Source organism: Clostridium punense (genome assembly GCF_017874425.1).
In the GTDB taxonomy this organism is placed as follows: Bacteria; Bacillota; Clostridia; order Clostridiales; family Clostridiaceae; genus Clostridium_J; species Clostridium_J punense.
The window spans coordinates 1-18,126 of the sequence record NZ_JAGGLL010000041.1; the positions used below are offsets into that span (position 1 = coordinate 1).

General features: G+C 31.6%; 17 protein-coding genes, 2 tRNA genes and 1 other RNA gene. 7 read left to right on the plus strand and 13 right to left on the minus strand.

The features are described from left to right. Nucleotides 1-572 precede the first annotated feature (572 nt). Genes J2Z44_RS18255 through J2Z44_RS18265 form a run of 3 tightly spaced genes read left to right on the plus strand, consistent with a single transcriptional unit; the run spans nt 573 to nt 2,532 of the window. A complete protein-coding gene (locus J2Z44_RS18255; RefSeq protein WP_021282771.1) occupies nt 573-896 on the plus strand; it encodes a PadR family transcriptional regulator in 324 nt (107 codons plus the stop codon). Next, nucleotides 889-1,530, plus strand: a complete 642-nt coding sequence (locus J2Z44_RS18260; protein WP_021282770.1) for a DUF1700 domain-containing protein — start codon at nt 889-891, stop codon at nt 1,528-1,530. Before J2Z44_RS18255 ends, J2Z44_RS18260 begins: the two co-directional genes overlap by 8 nt. 12 nt (nt 1,531-1,542) lie before the next feature. Next, a complete protein-coding gene (locus J2Z44_RS18265) occupies nt 1,543-2,532 on the plus strand; it encodes a DUF4097 family beta strand repeat-containing protein (RefSeq protein WP_021282769.1) in 990 nt (329 codons plus the stop codon). A gap of 139 nt (nt 2,533-2,671) precedes the next feature. Here J2Z44_RS18265 and J2Z44_RS18270 read toward each other — a convergent pair whose 3' ends face one another. The 7 genes from J2Z44_RS18270 to J2Z44_RS18300 all read right to left on the minus strand — a co-directional run bounded on the left by J2Z44_RS18270 (nt 2,672) and on the right by J2Z44_RS18300 (nt 7,230). Then, a complete protein-coding gene (locus J2Z44_RS18270) occupies nt 2,672-2,926 on the minus strand; it encodes a pro-sigmaK processing inhibitor BofA family protein (protein ID WP_021282768.1) in 255 nt (84 codons plus the stop codon). A 115-nt stretch (nt 2,927-3,041) separates the two neighbouring features. Next, complete coding sequence (locus J2Z44_RS18275) at nt 3,042-3,323, minus strand: DUF2508 family protein (protein ID WP_021282767.1); 282 nt, start codon at nt 3,321-3,323, stop codon at nt 3,042-3,044. A 102-nt stretch (nt 3,324-3,425) separates the two neighbouring features. After that, nucleotides 3,426-4,022, minus strand: coding sequence for a recombination mediator RecR (gene recR, locus J2Z44_RS18280; RefSeq protein WP_021282766.1), 597 nt, complete (start codon nt 4,020-4,022; stop codon nt 3,426-3,428). Nucleotides 4,023-4,068: 46 nt separating this feature from the next. Beyond that, nucleotides 4,069-4,407, minus strand: a complete 339-nt coding sequence (locus J2Z44_RS18285) for a YbaB/EbfC family nucleoid-associated protein (RefSeq protein ID WP_021282765.1) — start codon at nt 4,405-4,407, stop codon at nt 4,069-4,071. Nucleotides 4,408-4,616: 209 nt separating this feature from the next. After that, nucleotides 4,617-6,251, minus strand: a complete 1,635-nt coding sequence (dnaX, locus tag J2Z44_RS18290; RefSeq protein ID WP_209649909.1) for a DNA polymerase III subunit gamma/tau — start codon at nt 6,249-6,251, stop codon at nt 4,617-4,619. A 621-nt stretch (nt 6,252-6,872) separates the two neighbouring features. Further along, an RNA gene (ffs, locus tag J2Z44_RS18295) (signal recognition particle sRNA large type) lies at nt 6,873-7,138 on the minus strand. 2 nt (nt 7,139-7,140) lie between these two features. Continuing rightward, nucleotides 7,141-7,230: transfer RNA gene (locus J2Z44_RS18300), tRNA-Ser, on the minus strand. Nucleotides 7,231-7,448: 218 nt separating this feature from the next. Between J2Z44_RS18300 and J2Z44_RS18305 the strand changes: the two genes are divergently transcribed. Continuing rightward, nucleotides 7,449-8,147, plus strand: coding sequence for a TIGR00266 family protein (locus J2Z44_RS18305; protein ID WP_021282762.1), 699 nt, complete (start codon nt 7,449-7,451; stop codon nt 8,145-8,147). A gap of 87 nt (nt 8,148-8,234) precedes the next feature. Here the strand turns inward: J2Z44_RS18305 and lgt are convergent, their stop codons facing one another. The 4 genes from lgt to J2Z44_RS18325 form a co-directional block, all read right to left on the minus strand. Next, nucleotides 8,235-9,002, minus strand: a complete 768-nt coding sequence (gene lgt / locus J2Z44_RS18310; protein ID WP_021282373.1) for a prolipoprotein diacylglyceryl transferase — start codon at nt 9,000-9,002, stop codon at nt 8,235-8,237. 226 nt (nt 9,003-9,228) lie between these two features. Next, entirely contained in the window at nt 9,229-9,456 is a 228-nt protein-coding gene (locus J2Z44_RS18315; protein ID WP_021282372.1) for a (2Fe-2S)-binding protein, read from the minus strand. Between the two features lie 8 nt (nt 9,457-9,464). Next, nucleotides 9,465-9,905 (minus strand): tRNA adenosine(34) deaminase TadA, encoded by a 441-nt coding sequence (tadA, locus tag J2Z44_RS18320; protein WP_021282371.1) that lies wholly within the window; start codon nt 9,903-9,905, stop codon nt 9,465-9,467. A gap of 95 nt (nt 9,906-10,000) precedes the next feature. Then, nucleotides 10,001-10,077 (minus strand) — tRNA-Arg (locus J2Z44_RS18325). 248 nt (nt 10,078-10,325) lie between these two features. On the opposite strand from J2Z44_RS18325, the gene J2Z44_RS18330 reads away from it, so the two are divergent. From J2Z44_RS18330 to J2Z44_RS18340, 3 genes are all read left to right on the plus strand, one after another. Further along, complete coding sequence (locus J2Z44_RS18330) at nt 10,326-11,714, plus strand: pyruvate carboxylase subunit B (RefSeq protein WP_021282370.1); 1,389 nt, start codon at nt 10,326-10,328, stop codon at nt 11,712-11,714. Nucleotides 11,715-11,992: 278 nt separating this feature from the next. After that, complete coding sequence (locus J2Z44_RS18335; RefSeq protein WP_021282369.1) at nt 11,993-13,393, plus strand: alanine/glycine:cation symporter family protein; 1,401 nt, start codon at nt 11,993-11,995, stop codon at nt 13,391-13,393. 482 nt (nt 13,394-13,875) lie between these two features. Then, nucleotides 13,876-14,763 (plus strand): phosphatidylserine decarboxylase, encoded by an 888-nt coding sequence (locus J2Z44_RS18340; protein WP_021282368.1) that lies wholly within the window; start codon nt 13,876-13,878, stop codon nt 14,761-14,763. Between the two features lie 13 nt (nt 14,764-14,776). Here J2Z44_RS18340 and J2Z44_RS18345 read toward each other — a convergent pair whose 3' ends face one another. Continuing rightward, nucleotides 14,777-17,032, minus strand: coding sequence for a methyl-accepting chemotaxis protein (locus J2Z44_RS18345; RefSeq protein ID WP_021282367.1), 2,256 nt, complete (start codon nt 17,030-17,032; stop codon nt 14,777-14,779). 153 nt (nt 17,033-17,185) lie between these two features. Next, complete coding sequence (locus tag J2Z44_RS18350; RefSeq protein WP_021282366.1) at nt 17,186-18,076, minus strand: LysR substrate-binding domain-containing protein; 891 nt, start codon at nt 18,074-18,076, stop codon at nt 17,186-17,188. Nucleotides 18,077-18,126: the final 50 nt, after the last annotated feature.

Here is an 18,126-nt window from a genome sequence, read left to right on the forward strand (position 1 = left end):
TTATCGCTGACTTGTTAAAGTCATTTTGTGAACTATTAGTTCACTAGAATTAACTGGTTTTACCTTTTTCTCTGTTTAATTTTCAAAGACCAATTCATCACTGCATTGTATTGAATCAAGTGACGACTTCTATAAGTTTATCACCATTTCACATCGTTGTCAACAAGTTTTTTTATTTTAATTTCAAAACTTATTTTCAACTGTGAGGCTTTATCGCTCTGCTGTGCATCAGCGACAAGGAATATAATATCATGAAATCCTATGCTATCTTTATATATTTTCCTTAATATCAAACTTTATTCCTCTTTTTCTATTAAATACTTCAAGTTTCTCTATGATCCCTTTACAGACACACTTGGAACTGTGTCCTTAAGTTATTAGGAGCTGATCTAGAATTTATTACATAAAATTGAATTTATTCAATTTTATTCTTCACTACTTGCTGCTATATATGCTAGCATTTAAAGTAAGAAATTAGTGTCATTTGTTAAATCTAGTCATATTATATAACTATAGTTAGTACCTTATATTGTATAGTACCAAATTATATAGTACAGCTTTGAGGTGATTTAATGAATGTACAATTGAAAAAAGGTGTTTTAGAGCTGTGTGTTCTATCCTTGGTTACTAAAAAAGATTACTATGGGTATGAGTTAGTAAATGAAATATCCAAAAATATTCAAATATCCGATGGAACTATTTATCCAATTTTAAGGCGTTTAACTCAAGACGGGTATTTTGTTACCTATCTTCAGGAATCCCAAGAGGGTCCCCCAAGAAAGTATTACAAAATTACTGAAATTGGAATGAAAACAAAAGAAGTTTTAGAAAATGAATGGTTTGTATTTATTAATAGTGTAAACAACATTATTGGGGAGGATTGTGAAGATGGATAGATATGAATTTTTAAAAATCTTATCTGATGGTTTAATAAGTTTTCCTGAAAAGGAGAGAAAGGAAATACTTTATGATTATGAGGAACATTTTAGAGTTGGAACCTCAAGAGGAAAATCAGACTCTGAAATTATTATGGAGCTTGGTGATCCTTACATGATAGTAGCTCAATACAAATATAATTATAGTAATAACTACACTGAATCAAAGAATACAGATAGCTTTAATAACTCTTACTATAACTCTAATTCTAACTATAGCCCAGATAATAACTATTATAACGATAGAAAGAGTCCACTGCCTCAACCATTGAAAATAGTCATATTAGTAGCCATTATAATAACTTGTCTTCCTGTTATAGGATCTATTGTTTCTTTTATAATTGGTATGTATGGAGCCTCTATTGGTTTAGTTATAGGGGGTATTGGTATGATGCTAGGAGGTATAACTGGTAGCATCGCAAGCTCTTTTATTTATATACCTGCTTCCATTCCTCTATCAGCCCTTATATTAGTTGGTATAGGTACAATCTGTCTTGGTGTATTACTTTTTATAGCTTCACTGTGGGTTACAAGGTTTATTTATAATCTTATATTAAAACTAATAAAATGGCTAAAAACTGATATCTTAATTTAGGAGGGTTTGTATATGTTTAGAAATGGCAAACTAAAAAGTGTTATTATAATCCTGCTTTCAATAATGTTTCTAACTTATGGATTTGGATATTATATATTATATAAATCCTCAAATGAAACCAAGATTTTCGATATGTTTAAAGGATTGAAAGGTGCAAATATTAACTTTGGTAACACCTTCAATATAAAAAATGGTAAGACTCATTATATAGACGAAACTAAATCCCAAGTAATAGGTGAAGCTGAATTCATCGATATTAATTTAATTAGTGGCAATATATCATTAATTCCTTATGATGGAACGGATATTAAAGCAACCCTAAAAGGTTCCTTTAAAATTGCATCTGATGATTTACCTCATCTTCAAATTCAATCTTCAGGAGGAACTATTACCATAAGATTCTTAAAAGATAATGGTTCATTAAACTCTATAAGTGTTAGTGATGATTTTAAGTTAGATGTGTATATTCCTAAAAATTATAATAAAAATCTCTCAGTTAGGTCAGTATCCGCTAATATTAGTTGCGACAACTTAGCTATAAGTAAGCTTACAGCCTCTTCTGTATCAGGGAAGATAAAGCTCTCTAATATGACTTCAACTGAATCTAAGTTTAACTCTGTTTCTGGTGATATAACTATTGATAATCTATCGAATACCTTAGCTTCTATAGGTTCCACCTCAGGATCTATTGAAATTACAAACTTTAGTGGTAATTTAGACGGAAAAACTGTTTCAGGTAATTTAAATGTATCTTACAAGGATTTTCAAGAAAATATCCTTGAATTTAAATCTACTTCTGGTGAGGTAAGTATAACTCTTCCTAATAGTTCTAGTTTTTATGTTAATTCTAGTTCAACTTCTGGTGATATAGATATCACTCTCCCTGTAGCAGTTACTAATTCTTCTAAAAAAAGCATTACTGGAACTGTAGGAAACTCTTCTACTAAAGGTAAAGTAAACTTATCTACTATATCTGGAGATATAAATATTCATAAAAAATAAACTTATAGGTATAGTTAAACAAGGTCAATAAAATTCATCATGAATAAATTAAGTTTTATTAAATAATCCTATATTCAATAATTATATAAAAAGGTTACAGGAACTAAAATTGATTTCATGTAACCTTTTTAACCTTATTTTATGCAATCAAGTTAAATATGATTAGGAATATAACCCCTGGTATTCCTAATAACCCTGCAATTAAGGCCGTAACTGCATTAATTCCTATAGTTATACCAAAAGGGCCTCCTACAAAGTTTATAAGTAGCAATAGTATTCCACCTGCAATGGCGTTAATTACTAACTTCATTAACATCTTTAATGGCCATGCAAGCACCTTGCCTATTATCAGTAAAAATAGCACTGCAATGACAAAATATATAGCTGTTTGCATTACAAAATCCCCTTTCATTAATCCATATGCTGTAAGCTTAATTTTATAGTAATATATATTAAGCTCTATTGACAATTATGATGTATTTAATAATTAAAGGGGAATGCAAATAGAATCACCACTTACTCCCACTACTCAACTCTTCAATCATATAGGATGCATCTAGGGTTACTCCCTTTGCTTTGGCCTGAGATAAAAAGTATACATATTTAGCCTTGGCTTGATCTTCCCTATATATAGCAAAATCTATAAGTTTAGCATCACTAACTTGCTGGAAGCAAGACTTAGCCGCTTCCCACTCTAGCATAGATTCTTCTAATTGCTTAATTATCTCCTTTTGTTCTTCGCTATACTTCCCCTGAGAAAGTATAATCTCAATAATCTTTTTTCTATCCATGCTCATACCTCCCATTATATGTTTTACCTTTGATTATTGACATATATTGGGATATGTATACAAGCTTTATATATAAAAAAACATCCCAAAACTGGGATGTTTCTATATTTCTTTTCTACCTTCTAGGGCCTTAGATAAAGTTACCTCATCAGCATACTCTAAATCTCCACCTACTGGGACACCATGAGCAATCCTTGTAACTTTTACTCCAAAAGGTTTTAAAATTTTAGATATATACATTGCTGTTGCCTCCCCCTCAATATTAGGGTTTGTAGCAACAATGATTTCCTTTGGCTCACCATTTATACGGGTTATAAGCTCTTTTAACCTTATGTCCTCTGGCCCCCTACCACTCATAGGGGATATAGTACCATGAAGTACGTGATATAATCCATTAAAATCTCTGACCCTTTCCATGGTCATAATATCTTTAGGTTGTTCTACAACACAAATAGTACTTCTATCTCTATTAGGGTTAGAGCATATAGAACAAGGATCCTTATCTGTAAAGTTTCCACACACGGAACAATACTTGATAGTTCCTCTTGCCTTGATAAGTGCATTTGCAAATTCCTCTACTTCTTCTCTAGGAAGATTTAAAACATGAAGTGTCAGCCTTTGAGCTGTTTTACCTCCTACACCTGGAAGTTTTGCAAATTCTTCAATTAATTTTTCTATGGCTATAGGATAAAAATCCAATATATTCACCTCTAAAAGGTCCTCTTTTGTTTTAGAAGACTAATTATTAAAATAACCCTGGCATATTCATTCCACCAGTTAATTTACCCATGGAATTGTTTGTATCTTCTTCTGCTTTCTTTAAAGCTTCATTTACAGCAGTTAAAACTAAGTCTTGAAGCATTTCAACATCATCAGCATCTACTACTTCTGGTTTTATAGCTATATCTGTTAACTGTCTTTTACCATTAACAACTACGGTAACAGCTCCTCCACCTACAGAAGCTTCATAAGATTTAGTCTCAAGATTTTTTTGCATTTCTTCCATATCTTTTTGGAACTTTTGTGCTTGTTTTATTAAGTTATTCATATTTCCGCCCATTCCTGGGAATCCGCCTTTTGCCATAATAGTGCCTCCTTAAAAATATAATCTCATTATATTAGTATATATAATATTATCTAATAATGTAACCAGTTTTATAATTTTATTCTAAAATTTTATATTATTAGCTTTTAAAAATGTATAATTTAATTTTATGGAGTAAATTTAGAAAAACATATAAATATATCATAAAAGTTATAAAAAAATTTCCTTTATGGAATATTGTTAAACTGTTACTCGTCAAGAACTTCTACTAATTCTGATGGGAAAGTTTCAAATAAAATCTCCTCTTTGGACTTTTCTGCAACTCTCACTTCACCATCCATTGTATATATAACCCTAACCTTTTGCTTTAATACCTCTGAAAAGATATTATCTATGACTTTTCTACTGTCATCCTTCTCTAACCTATTCTTATGAAAACTATAATCCTTTTCAAAACCAACAGTAATAACTCCATTAATGCAGGATATTACTTCTCCCATCATAAGGGCTGTAGCTAACACCATGTTTTTTCTTGCCTTTAAAAGACCTTGTATATCTTTAAAAGATCTTTTAACCTCTTCTGTTGTTAAAGTGCATGATGCATCTCCTTGCACATCAAAGGTAACTGGTGAATTTTCCATAACCTTTTTTTCTTGAACCACATATGGTTTTTTTACTTCTTTTATAGTGTTTTTAATTTCATTAGCTTTGCTTACGCTAACTTCAATTTCCCCACTTCTTATACTTTCCTCTAGTTTATTTAATCTGTTTAAGATTGTTTCCATAGATGTGTCATACTCTATTTTACACATTTTAATTATAGCTAGCTCTAAGTATATTCTTCCCTGTTTTGTAAACTTAGCATTCTCTTCTGCTTCCTGAAGAATATTAATATATCTCATTAGTTCTTCAACTCTAACCTGTTTAGATTGTTCCTTTAGAAGCTCAATATTCTCACTAGACATATCTAAAACCTCTTCTGGATTATCACTTACTTTAGCCATAAGCAGATTTCTCATGTGGGCTGTTAAATCTTTAATGAAGATATTAATATCTTTTCCACTAAAAACTATGTCATTTATATTCCTTATAGCTCTTTCTGTATTCTTACCTATAATGGCATCCATTACATTAATTAAACCTTCATTAGTCATGAGGCCTAACATTTGGATTAAGTTATCGTACTCAACCTTTCCATCACTCATAGAAATTACTTGGTCCAATACTGAAAGTGCATCTCTCATGGCTCCATCACAAATTCTAGAAATTAGTTTCAGACTTCTATCATCAGCATATATTCCTAAATCGCTTACTATGGTTCTAAGTCTACCGAAGATATCCTCACCTTTTATTCTTTTAAAATCAAATCTTTGACATCTAGACAATATAGTAATTGGAAGCTTTTGCGGGTCTGTAGTTGCCAAAATGAAAATAACTTTGCTTGGTGGTTCCTCTAAGGTTTTTAAGAAAGCATTTACCGCACCTACAGATAGCATGTGAACCTCATCTATGATAAAAACCTTAAACTTTGCTTCTTGTGGTGGATACTGAACATCCTCTATTATATCCCTTATATTATCTACACTGTTATGTGATGCTGCATCTAATTCAGTAACATCTATTGCCGTTCCACTATTAATTTTTTTACACATTTCACACTGATTACAAGGTTGCCCATCTTGTAAATCAAGGCAATTAACTGCCTTTGAAAGAATTTTAGCAGTGGATGTTTTGCCGGTTCCTCTAGTACCACACAATAGATAAGCATGGGCTATTCTATCGGTCTTTATGGCATTTTTCAGTGTAGTAGTAATGTGTTCCTGCCCTACCACATCATTAAAATTTCTAGGTCTCCACTCTCTATATAAAGCTGTATATGCCACTTTGTCTCACCTCTTTTTGTACGTTATCTCTATTATATATCTTTATATTATATTGTTTAGGCATTTGAAAATAAATAACAAGTCAAAAATGCGAAGTATATTTTGGGTTCACAAGCAAGCTTGTGTTCACAAGCAAGCTTGTGCAGACAATGAAACAGGTTCCGCAGATAGTAGAGCTATCTAAGGGTTCTGTTGACACAGCATAACTCAAAATAGACAAATATACTGACTTATTTATTTTTGAAAATGCCTTAAGCCTAGGGAACTTAAGTTACAAACACTTCCTCTATAAATTGATTATAGCTTAAATCAACCTAGGTCTTAAGATTCTTAACATATACATCTAATTATAACCTTATTTAAAGTATCTGAAAATAAATAATAAGTCAAAGATGTAAAGGATATTTTGAGTGAGCCACCAAAAAATAGTGAAAAATATGAAGTATATTTTGCATAAGTCAAGGACACAAATTCTATTTATAATTAGGCTGTTAATAAGCTCTGTGTACTTAGTATTACATAAAATAGACGATGATACTAACTTATTTACTTATTGAAGATGGCTAAATTTTTATAAAGCAAAAAAGATGCTATAAAAGCATCTTAAGTATCTTATTTAAGTCGTACACCTTGCTTCGATAATTAACCTATGTGCGTTACCCATACAGTTAGCTCAAACCAGATTTATCCACGGCACATGGAAGTGTTCACTTATCGCTGCTTCCTTCCGGACCTGACGAGGTTCGTGAATTTCCATTGCGTGGGACCCAGTTCTCAACACCACTTATATGGGTCAGACCACACAGGTTAAAACCTAAGCAAGGAATTCAACCCTGCTGTAGCGGATTGCAGGTTACAGGGCACCGCTAACTCCCCATCTAGTACGACATGGCGGAGAAAGAGGGATTCGAACCCTCGGTAGAGTTGCCCCTACACACGCGTTCCAGGCGTGCTCCTTAAACCACTCGGACATCTCTCCATGTCATTTTAAGTTTCATCGGTGATTATTTATCTGATCACCGTGTAACATGATTATACTATTGTTGTTTATAGGTTGCAAGTGAAAAAAGTTAAATTTTATATATTAATTTTTTCTAATATTGTAATAATTAGACCATATTTGAGATAATTTTATTATATGTTCATGATATTAAACTTATAACAAAAACTATTAAAATTGAATTTTAGGAGGATATTATGAAGTATGAAATTAAAGGCGGTTCAATGCCAGTAGCCTTATGTTACTTAAATAGTGGTGAAAGATTAGTTTCTGAATCTGGTGCCATGGGTTGGATGACTGATAATATACAAATGGAAACTAATATGACTGGTGGTTTTTTTAAAGGAATAGGCAGAATGTTTTCTGGTGAAAGTTTATTTTTAAACTACTTCACTTGTTCCCATGGTGAGGGAAGTGTTGCATTCCCTTGCTCTGTTCCTGGAAAAATTATGGCTAAGACATTATTTCCTGGGGAAAGTATTATCTGTCAAAAGGGAGCCTTCATGGCTGGAGAAGCTTCTATAAAACTTGATATTCATTTTAAAAAGAAATTTTCTGTAGGTTTATTTGGTGGTGAGGGCTTCATTTTAGAAAGAATAACAGGCCCAGGAATAGTTTTTTTAGAATTCGATGGTCATGTAGAAGAAGTTAACTTAGGACCTAATGAAGTGCTTAAGGTAGATACGGGGCATGTAGCTGCCTTTGAACCAAGCGTTGCTTTTGATATTGAAGTTGTAAAAGGATTTAAAAACATCTTCTTTGGTGGTGAGGGGCTATTCCTAACCACTCTTAGAGGACCTGGAAAAGTGTATTTACAAACTATGCCTCTTCAAAACTTAGCTGCTAAACTTATTCCTTATCTTCCAATAAATAATGGAAGTAACATGAGAGATTAAACAAAAGAGTGCTGGGAACAATATTCCCAGCACTTTTTACAATTGCAAATTATATTGTGAAGTTTAGCTTCATCACATAATTTAAACTTATACAGTTTTCTTTTTTCTATAAATCATGAATATACCAACTATACATATTAGTATACCAACTATACTAATTAGCTGAGCCATTCTAAGAGGTCCTATCATAAGGCTATCAGTTCTAAGTCCCTCTATGAAGAATCTTCCTAAAGAATACAATCCCAAATAAGAGAAAAATACAATGCCCCTTTTTCTTACCTTGTGAATTAAGTAGAACAATATACAAAACACAACTAAATTCCAAATAGACTCATATAAAAACGTAGGGTGATAGTATGTTCCATCTATAAACATACCCCTTTGAATAAAATCTGGAAACTTGCTTATAAATTCTTTTGACACTGGACCACCATGGGCTTCTTGATTAAAAAAGTTACCCCAGCGCCCAATTGATTGAGCGAGAATTAATGATGGAGCTGCTACATCAAGTAAACTTAAAAATGTTAAGTTCTTCTTCTTTGAAAATACATATACAACTATTACCGTAGCAATTATTGCTCCGTGTATAGCAAGTCCCCCTTGTCTTATATTAAATATATCCGAAAGATTATCTTTGTAATAATTATTAAATTCAAATATTACATAATATATCCTAGCTCCTAAAACTGCCAGTGGAAAGGTAACTAAAAATATTGTTAGTACATCATCATATTTTATATCTCTTAATTTACAGGTATATTCTGTTAATAATAATGCAATTATTATTCCTGTAGATATTATTACACCATACCACATAATATCTATACCAAATAATGTTATTGCCACTGGATCCATAATTTTTCATCCCCTTTGTATTTATAATTGATTTGTCATATAAGGATTAATATTCTACAACCTCACCATTATTCCTCTAAAGTTTCATTAGGCATCCAAAAATAAATAGTAAGTCAAAGATGCAAAGTATATTTTCCGTAACTCAAGGGCACAGGTTCTACTTATAGTTGGGCTATTAATAGGTTCTGTGGACATAGTGTTACGTAAAATAGACGAGTAGACTTATTTAATTATTCTCTGAAGCTGCCTCATATTGTTTTAATAATTCTGTTATTTTCACGGAGCATCTTCTTCCACCACAGCCACCGCTACCACTTCCTGTAGCTTTGTTAACTTCTTCCACAGTTTTAGCTCCATTAGCTATAGCCTTTTTAATAGTAGCTCTAGAAATTCCTTTGCATATGCAAACCTTTGTTAACTTATCTAAAATTTCTTCATTTAAATTGTTTTCCATCTGATTTTTTATCTCCTTTCTTTAAAAAATTCTTGTAGTAAATTACTACACTCCTCATCATATAACCATTTTACATTAACCCAATGATTCAGTCTTTCATCCTGTGTTATATTAAATACAGATCCACAAGCTCCTGCCCTAGGATCAAAGGTTCCAATATAAAGAGTTTTTATTCTACTTTGTATAATTGCTCCTGCACACATGGCACAAGGCTCCAAGGTTACGTACATACTACAATCATTAAGCCTCCATCTACCTAGGCTTTCACAAGCTTTTCTTATGGCAATGATTTCTGCATGATTAGTTGGATCCTTTGTTATTTCCTTTAGGTTATGAGCTGTAGCAATTATTTTATCATCCTTTACTATTACTGCTCCTACTGGAACCTCAAATTTCTCTAAAGCTTTTTTAGCTTCATCAATAGCGACTTTCATATATAGATGTTCCATAAAAACTCCTTAACAAATTTTATTATGCCTCTTCATCTTAGAAATAAACAGTATAGATAATAAAAAAACTTAGCAAAGCAAAGCCTTACTAAGTTTGGTGCGCACGAGAGGAGTCGAACCTCCGGCCTTCCCCTTAGGAGGGGGATGCTCTATCCTACTGAGCTACGGGCGCATAATTTATAATTATATTATAATAACAACTGGGTTTAAATGTCAACATATCTTCTTATTAAAATTTTTATAGTTTAATTTAAACTAATCTATGAATTATAAGATATTTTTTAGGATACTCTAATAGAGAATGGATAATTTTTCAGAAAAATAAATGATTTATTGCAGATTTTTATAATAACTTATGGTAAAATATCAATGAATAACTAAAATATTACACTTTTACATTTAATTTTAGAGGTGATTTTAATGAAAAAAATTCATATAACTGAGACAGTTTTAAGAGATGCTAACCAATCTCTTATAGCAACAAGACTTCCTTATGAGGAGTTTGCTCCAATACTTAAGGACTTAGACGATGCAGGATATTATTCATTAGAGTGCTGGGGTGGCGCAACTTTCGACTCTTGCCTTAGATACTTAAATGAGGACCCATGGAATAGACTTAAAAACATTAAAAATATAGTAAAGAAAACTCCTCTTCAGATGTTATTAAGAGGACAAAACATACTAGGCTATAAACATTATCCTGATGATGTAGTAAGAGAATTTATAAAAATGACTGTTTACTATGGAATGGACATAATAAGAATATTTGATGCTTTAAATGACTTCAAAAACATTGAAGTTGCTATGGATGAAACAATAAAACAAGGTGCTCATGCTCAAGGAACTATTGTTTATACTGTAAGCCCTATTCATGACGTTAGCAATTATACTAATTTAGCTAAGCAACTTGAAAATATGGGTGCTCACTCAATTTGTATAAAAGATATGGCAGGCCTTATAATGCCAAATATTGCTCACGATCTTGTTAAGAGCATAAAAGAAACTGTTAAAATTCCTGTGTTTTTACACTCTCACAGCACTAACGGACTTGCTGAAATGGCATACTTTAAAGCTGCTGAAGCTGGTGTTGATGGTATAGATTGTGCTATATCTTCATTTTCAAGTGGTACATCACAACCACCAACTGAAACTCTTCACCAAGCATTAACGTCCGCAGGATATGATACAAACTTAAGCATAGAAAAATTAACTTATATAAATGATTTCTTTAAGCCTATAAGAAATGATGTCTTAGCTTCAGGTTTATTAGATCCTAAGGTATTAACTCCTCAACCTGAAGGGTTAACTAACCAAATTCCTGGTGGAATGTTATCTAACATGATTTCTCAGCTTAAAGCTCAAAATTCCATTGATAAGTTAGATGCAGTGCTTGCTGAAGTGCCTAAGGTTAGAGAAGATTTAGGATACCCACCACTTGTAACTCCAATGAGCCAAATGGTAGGAACTCAAGCAACTGTTAATATATTAACTGGCGAAAGATATAAAATGGTTTTAAAAGAGGTTAAAGCTTATTGCAGAGGTGAATACGGTAAAGCACCTGGAAAAATTAATGAAGAAGTTCTTAAAAAAGCTCTTGGAGACGAAAAACCAATTCAAGGAAGATTTGCTGATACCTTAGAACCTGCCTTTGAAAAAACAAAGGAAATGCTAAAAGATGTAACTACTAGGGAAGAAGATGTACTTTCTTACCTTGCTTTCCCACAAATTGCTGAGGAATTCTTCAAAAAAAGAAGTGAAAAACCATCTAACGAAGATATGAGAAAAATAACAAATAGTGAAGTTATATAATACTTTCTAAAAAGTTAGCAAGGCATCCTTGCTAACTTTTTTATTTTATATAAATCTAAAAGATTATTTTTCTCCATAAGCACCTATTCTCTTTTAAATATTAAAAATATATAAGCTTAAGAACGCTTACTAATACTCTGGTAAGGTTCTATTATTTCTTAAATAATGTAAATATCTACATACTTTCTGTGAACTTTTTGTCAAACTTGTTTAAATTTTCATAATAGTATGTTAAACTTGTTTTAAGAACAAGTTTAATTTCGCAAGGGGGATTTCTTATGGACTCATTATTATCAATTGTTGAAAGTATTAACTCCATACTTTGGAGTTCTGTTCTACTATTTTTACTTTGTGGAACAGGTATTTATTTCACCTTTAAAACTAAATTTATACAGGTTAGAAAATTTGGAGAAAGCTTTAAAAGTGTTTTTGGTGGATTAACTTTAAAAGGTAAAAAGGCTGATGGCGATGGAATGTCATCTTTCCAATCCCTTACCACAGCTATTGCAGCACAGGTTGGAACTGGTAACTTAGCCGGAGCTGCTACTGCCATTGCCCTTGGTGGCCCTGGTGCTATATTTTGGATGTGGGTCAGTGCCTTCTTTGGAATGGCAACTGTTTATTCCGAGGCTGTATTATCTCAAAAGTTTAAAATCAAGGTAGATGGTGAAGTTACTGGGGGACCTGCTTACTACATTAGTAAAGGTTTAAAAAATAAATCACTAGGTAAATTCTTAGCTGGATTCTTTTCTATTTCTTGTGTGTTAGCACTTGGTTTTATGGGTAATATGGTTCAGGCTAATTCAATTGCAGATGCTTTTAATACTGCTTTTGGAATGAATCCACTAATTGTTGGTATCATAGTTGCTGTTCTTGCAGGCTTTATATTCATCGGGGGAATGGGAAGAATTGCATCTGTTACCGAAAAATTAGTTCCTATAATGGCAGGGTTCTATATTGTGTTTTCTTTAGGAATTCTAGTTATGAATATAGGAGAAATAATTCCTGCTTTAACTGCTATAATAGTTGGCGCTTTTAATCCAAGTGCCGTAGCTGGTGGTGTTGTTGGTGCTACAGTAAAACAAGCAGTAAGATATGGTGTTGCAAGAGGATTATTCTCAAATGAAGCTGGTATGGGTTCTACTCCACACGCACACGCAGTAGCTAAAGTTAAACATCCTGGTGAACAAGGAGTTGTGGCTATAATAAGTGTATTTATTGATACTTTTGTAATTTTAAACCTAACTGCACTAGTTATAATAACTACGGGTGCCCTTAGTGCTACTGATGGTTCTGGTAAAGCTTTACAAGGTATTCAATTAACTCAAGAAGCTTTTGCAAGAGGACTTGGAAGCTTTGGACATACTTTTATAGCAATTTGCTTATTATTCTTTGCCTTCTCAACTATTATTGGATGGTATTTCTTTGGAGAATTAAACATAAAGTACATGTTTGGTAAAAAAGGTTTAACACCTTATAGAATGCTAGTATTACTATTCATAGTTATAGGTTCTACATTAAAAGTTAATCTAGTATGGGAGCTTGCAGATATGTTTAACGGCTTTATGGTATTCCCTAACCTAGTAGCACTTCTTGCCCTCAGCCCAATGGTAATATCTATAATGAATGAATATGAAAGTTTTAAAACATCAAAAAAAGATAAGGACTTAAGTGTATAATCAGTGTATGTATTGCAATAGGTGCTATTGCATAATGCATAAAAGCCCTAAATAATAAGAATGCCGTGGATAGTAGGAATTAACTTCTTATTATTCGCGGTTTTATTAATTTAAAATAAGTATAATTTAATAAGGATATTTCGGTAATGCATTTAATTCTATTCTCCATTTTCTTCAATATAAGTTGCCTATAGTTATCTTATAATGTTGTAACTTATATAAATAAACATTTATTTTTATTATATGACCATATTTTCAAAGACCACATATAGAATTTTTATAAAAATTTTATATGTAGCCTATAGTTTATTGCTTAAATTGTATATAATATGAATATTGATATTCTTAGCTTAACAAAGTAAGATATATTTACTATTATAGATTTCCAAATAACAAACTATCCTAATGGATATTTGCTTTAACTTGGCAAATGTACATTGAGAAAGTTTTAATTTGGTTTCCTAAATATTGGAGTTGATAAAATGATTAAATTTTATAATCGAAGAGAAAATCGTTACGAAATAGAAAAAGTTGCTGCTGGAAAGTTTATTGATTACCTTTACACTAATAAGCTGGGAAGAACCTTTCTAGAAGTTTTATTTAAGCGAAGGTTTCTTACTTTTCTTTATGGAAAGTACTGCGATAGTCCCTTGAGTAAAAAGAGAATTAAGCCTTTCATTGAAGAATTTGGTATGGATATGAATGAGTATGAAAAGCATCCTGAAAACTATAGTAGCTTTAATGACTTCTTTCATAGGAAATTAAAGCCTACTTCTAGAGATATAGTACTAGATAATGATGTACTAATTTCTCCTTGTGACGGTAAGCTTACAGCCATAGATAAAATTAGTGAAGATACTACTTTTAAAGTTAAGGGCTTTACTTATAACTTAAAAGATTTATTAAAGAACGAAAACCTTGCAAAGGATTATAAAAATGGATGTTGCCTTATCTTTAGACTATGCCCCACTGATTATCACAGATTTCATTTTATAGATAAAGGAACTTGCTCTTTAAGTAAGTTTATCCCTGGCCACTATTACTCTGTTAACCCAGTAGCCTTAGAAAATATAAATAGAGTGTTTTCTGAGAATAAAAGGGAGTATAGCATATTTCATAGTGATAACTTTGATGATGTAATCTATTTAGAAGTTGGTGCTACTTTTGTTGGCTCTATTATCCAAACTTATAATGAAAACTCTCCTATTAATAAGGGTGATGAAAAGGGCTATTTTAAGTTTGGTGGTTCTACTGTAATTTTAATTTTTAAAGAAAATATAATAAAGCTTGATAAGGATATACTTTCTCATGGAAGAAATGGAATGGAATCCTTAGTAAGATTTGGCGATAAAATAGGAGTGAGGGCTTAGCCTCACTCCTATTTTATAGTTTAAACTTCGATGTTATATCACTAATTTTTTCTGCACTATTTTTATTTTCTACAGAGGTATTTTTAATTTCATCTATCTTACTAACTATATCAGTTGTTTTATTTGTTACATTAGAAACTCCTAAAGCACCTTCACTTACAGTAGTAGAAACTTCCTCTAAGGCCCTTACAATATCGCTAATACTGGAATTTAAAGCTTGTGATTCCTCATTAAATTGAGTCATAAACTTATTAAATTTCTCAGCATCATTAGAATATTGCTCACCCACCTTAATAGTTCTTTCATAATCTTCGCTTACATTAAGCTCCATAAATTTAATCATTTTTTCAGAACCTAAAGCTAAGTTTTCTACGGAATTATGAACAATTCTAACTACCTGTTGAATATCTGAAGCAGTTTTTCCTGACTGTTCTGCAAGCTTTCTCACTTCATCTGCAACTACAGCAAAACCTCTACCAGCATCCCCAGCTCTTGCTGCTTCAATAGCTGCATTTAATGCTAAAAGATTTGTTTGTTCTGTAATTTCTAAAATAGAATTTGCAAGCTTATGAATTTGGTTAACTTCCTTTGACCCATTGATTGCGCTTTCTAATTCAGCCTTAACTTGACTATAAACCTCTTCAGTTTTTTCCTTAGATTTTAAAGAAACTTCCTTTACTTCTTCAGCTCTACTTAATATTTCCTCAGTAATTTCATTACCTGAAGATGCCCCTTCTGAAATTTTATTAACTCTATTTAACATATCATCTGAAGATGCTGTAATTTCCTCAGCTGTAGCTGCTGTTTGCTGTATTCCTGACGATATATTTTCAGTTTCTATCAAAGTCTCATCAGCTTCATATTTTAATACTTCTGTTGATTCCTCCACTAAGTTAGCATTTCTAGTTAAGGTTTCACCAGCATCCATTAACTCTTGAACTACTTCTCTTAAAGCTGTTCTCATATTTATAATAGATGTCCATATAAGTCCCATTTCGTCTTTTGACTTAATACTACTATTAATATCATCATCAGTTAAATCTAGTTGAGAGGTCTTATTAACTAAGTAAGTTACCCCAATAATTGGTTTAACAATTATGTTAGCCATAATTAAGGTCAATAGTATTCCTCCCACAATTACTAAAACTGCTACAATAATAATCACTTTAGTCATAGCTTGTACAGGTTTTCTTATTTCATCTCTATCTGCATTAACTACAAGGAGCCAGTTTGTTTTTGGAGTAACTCCATAAGCAGATAAAATCTTTTTACTCTCATAGTTGTATTCGATTGCAGAAGTTTCAACCTTACTTCCCTTCATTACCTTTGCTACAATGTCTCCTATTTCCTTTGAATCTACCTTTTGACCTATTTTTTCAGTATTTGGATGATAAATAATTTTTCCATCTTCATCAGCTAAATATGCAAAGCTGGATTCTGTATTATTAATCTTAATCTTGTTTAAGTACTTTGAAAAACTATTAGAATAAACATGTAGTGCTACATAACCTACGCATTTTCCATGAGCTTCCTTGTTAAGTACAGGGTAAGTGAAAACAATTACACTCTTTTTACCATCAACTGCCTGAAGAGTGTCACTTATACTATTCCCACCACTAGCGCTAGTAGCATGGTACTGAGTGTCACTAGCATTACTACCAACTAAAGTTTCTTCACTATCTGAGATTATGTTTCCGCTTATATCAACTAAAGATATTCTATCAACATGAGGATTGGTAGATTTATATTCTTTAAAAAACTTATTATTTATATTTATTAGACCAGTATTGTTATTAATTAAATTAGCATCTTTACTGTCAATATTTTTTAATATTTCATTGCTTTCCTTTGTATTTGCAAGGGCATAAGCTTCACTCACATTCTTCTCCATCATAACTGATATCGTTTCAATGGATCTAGTAACTAAGGATTTCATTTCTTCTTTACTTTGTGTAAAAATTGTAATTGATGAATTTATGTACACTATAGTGCTAGTTATTAGCATTGCACAGACAATTAATGCTGTTACACTAAAGAGCAGCTTATATCTTATAGACATTCCTTCTGTTTTTAATTTAGTGTTCTTAAATTCAGGGTTTCTGAGCTTAATATTTTTTAAATTATTATTTTTTATTGTTTTCAGAAGTCCCTTTTTGTCCTTGTTATTTTTTTTGGTACTTTCTTTAACTTTTTTTCTAGGCTTTTTAAAAGAAAGTAGTAATTGTTTAAAACTCTTTTTCTTAGGTTTCCATTTAAATTTTATCCCCATATATATCCCCCTTATAGTGTATACTGCAAACTAAATAAGTTATTTTATTTAATATAATAATAACATATTTTGCATAAATTTATAACTAAATTGACAAAAATATGAGAATAAATTAAATATTTCTTCTATTTCCATAGTTCTATTAAACTTTTATTACATATTTTTCATGCTTAACTCCTTAATCCTACTTATAAATACCTTTATAGCTTTAGACGGAGTTGTATCTATAGGTAGAATATAAGAAAAATATCTAACATACTTTTCACCTAAAATAATATTAGATATCTCCCCAGTTTTAACATCACTTTTCGTTACATGAGAAGAGATGATTGTAATACCTAATTCATTTTTTACTGCTTCCTTTACTGCATAATTGCTCCCAAAAACTACAATATTCTTAGGAATAATATTGTTTGCAGAAAGAAATAGATTTAAATACTCCTGGGTTCCTGAGCCTGATTCCCTGCTAATCCATGTTTGGTTTTGAAGACTTTCTATGGATAATGGCTTACCTACGAGAGGATGCTTATTGTAAAGTGCAAGCACCATCTCATCCTTTAAAAAATAGTCATATTTAAACCTTGATGATGGTACAACTCCCTCAATAAGTCCTATATCTAATTCCTTATTTTTTATCATTTCACATACAGAAGCTGTGTTTGCAATTTTAACTTCTAAGCTAAGGTTTGGAAACTCTCTTGAAAATTTACCTAGAAAAGCTGGAAGTATATATTCTCCTATGGTAAAGCTAGCCCCTATACGTAAAGTTCCGCTAATCATTTCTTCATAATTTGACAATTCATTTTTAGTTTCTTCTAGCATATGAATTATTTCTAAGGCCTTTTTATAAAGCAACTCACCTCCACTTGTTATTTCAATTTTCTTTTGTTTAATTGATCTTTCAATGAGCCTAACTCCAAAATAATTCTCTAAATGCTTAATATGTAAGCTTACGCTAGGTTGAGATAAATTTATAGCTTCAGCTGCCTTTGTAAAATTCCTATATTCAACTACTGCTATGAAAGTTCTTAACTCTTCAATCATTATATTTTTCCTTCTTTCTTAAAAACCTTTAACTTAATTCCCTTATATTT

Excerpts from the sequence above, each read along its gene's own strand:
- J2Z44_RS18340 (WP_021282368.1), top strand. The coding sequence starts at position 13,876 with ATGATTAAATTTTATAATCGAAGAGAAAATCGTTACGAAATAGAAAAA.
- J2Z44_RS18350 (WP_021282366.1), bottom strand. The coding sequence starts at position 18,076 with ATGATTGAAGAGTTAAGAACTTTCATAGCAGTAGTTGAATATAGGAAT.
- J2Z44_RS18330 (WP_021282370.1), top strand. The coding sequence starts at position 10,326 with ATGAAAAAAATTCATATAACTGAGACAGTTTTAAGAGATGCTAACCAA.
- J2Z44_RS18315 (WP_021282372.1), bottom strand. The coding sequence starts at position 9,456 with ATGGAAAACAATTTAAATGAAGAAATTTTAGATAAGTTAACAAAGGTT.
- tadA (WP_021282371.1), bottom strand. The coding sequence starts at position 9,905 with ATGGAACATCTATATATGAAAGTCGCTATTGATGAAGCTAAAAAAGCT.
- lgt (WP_021282373.1), bottom strand. The coding sequence starts at position 9,002 with ATGGATCCAGTGGCAATAACATTATTTGGTATAGATATTATGTGGTAT.
- J2Z44_RS18335 (WP_021282369.1), top strand. The coding sequence starts at position 11,993 with ATGGACTCATTATTATCAATTGTTGAAAGTATTAACTCCATACTTTGG.
- J2Z44_RS18305 (WP_021282762.1), top strand. The coding sequence starts at position 7,449 with ATGAAGTATGAAATTAAAGGCGGTTCAATGCCAGTAGCCTTATGTTAC.
- J2Z44_RS18275 (WP_021282767.1), bottom strand. The coding sequence starts at position 3,323 with ATGGATAGAAAAAAGATTATTGAGATTATACTTTCTCAGGGGAAGTAT.
- J2Z44_RS18260 (WP_021282770.1), top strand. The coding sequence starts at position 889 with ATGGATAGATATGAATTTTTAAAAATCTTATCTGATGGTTTAATAAGT.
- J2Z44_RS18345 (WP_021282367.1), bottom strand. The coding sequence starts at position 17,032 with ATGGGGATAAAATTTAAATGGAAACCTAAGAAAAAGAGTTTTAAACAA.
- J2Z44_RS18265 (WP_021282769.1), top strand. The coding sequence starts at position 1,543 with ATGTTTAGAAATGGCAAACTAAAAAGTGTTATTATAATCCTGCTTTCA.
- J2Z44_RS18270 (WP_021282768.1), bottom strand. The coding sequence starts at position 2,926 with ATGCAAACAGCTATATATTTTGTCATTGCAGTGCTATTTTTACTGATA.
- J2Z44_RS18255 (WP_021282771.1), top strand. The coding sequence starts at position 573 with ATGAATGTACAATTGAAAAAAGGTGTTTTAGAGCTGTGTGTTCTATCC.
- J2Z44_RS18285 (WP_021282765.1), bottom strand. The coding sequence starts at position 4,407 with ATGGCAAAAGGCGGATTCCCAGGAATGGGCGGAAATATGAATAACTTA.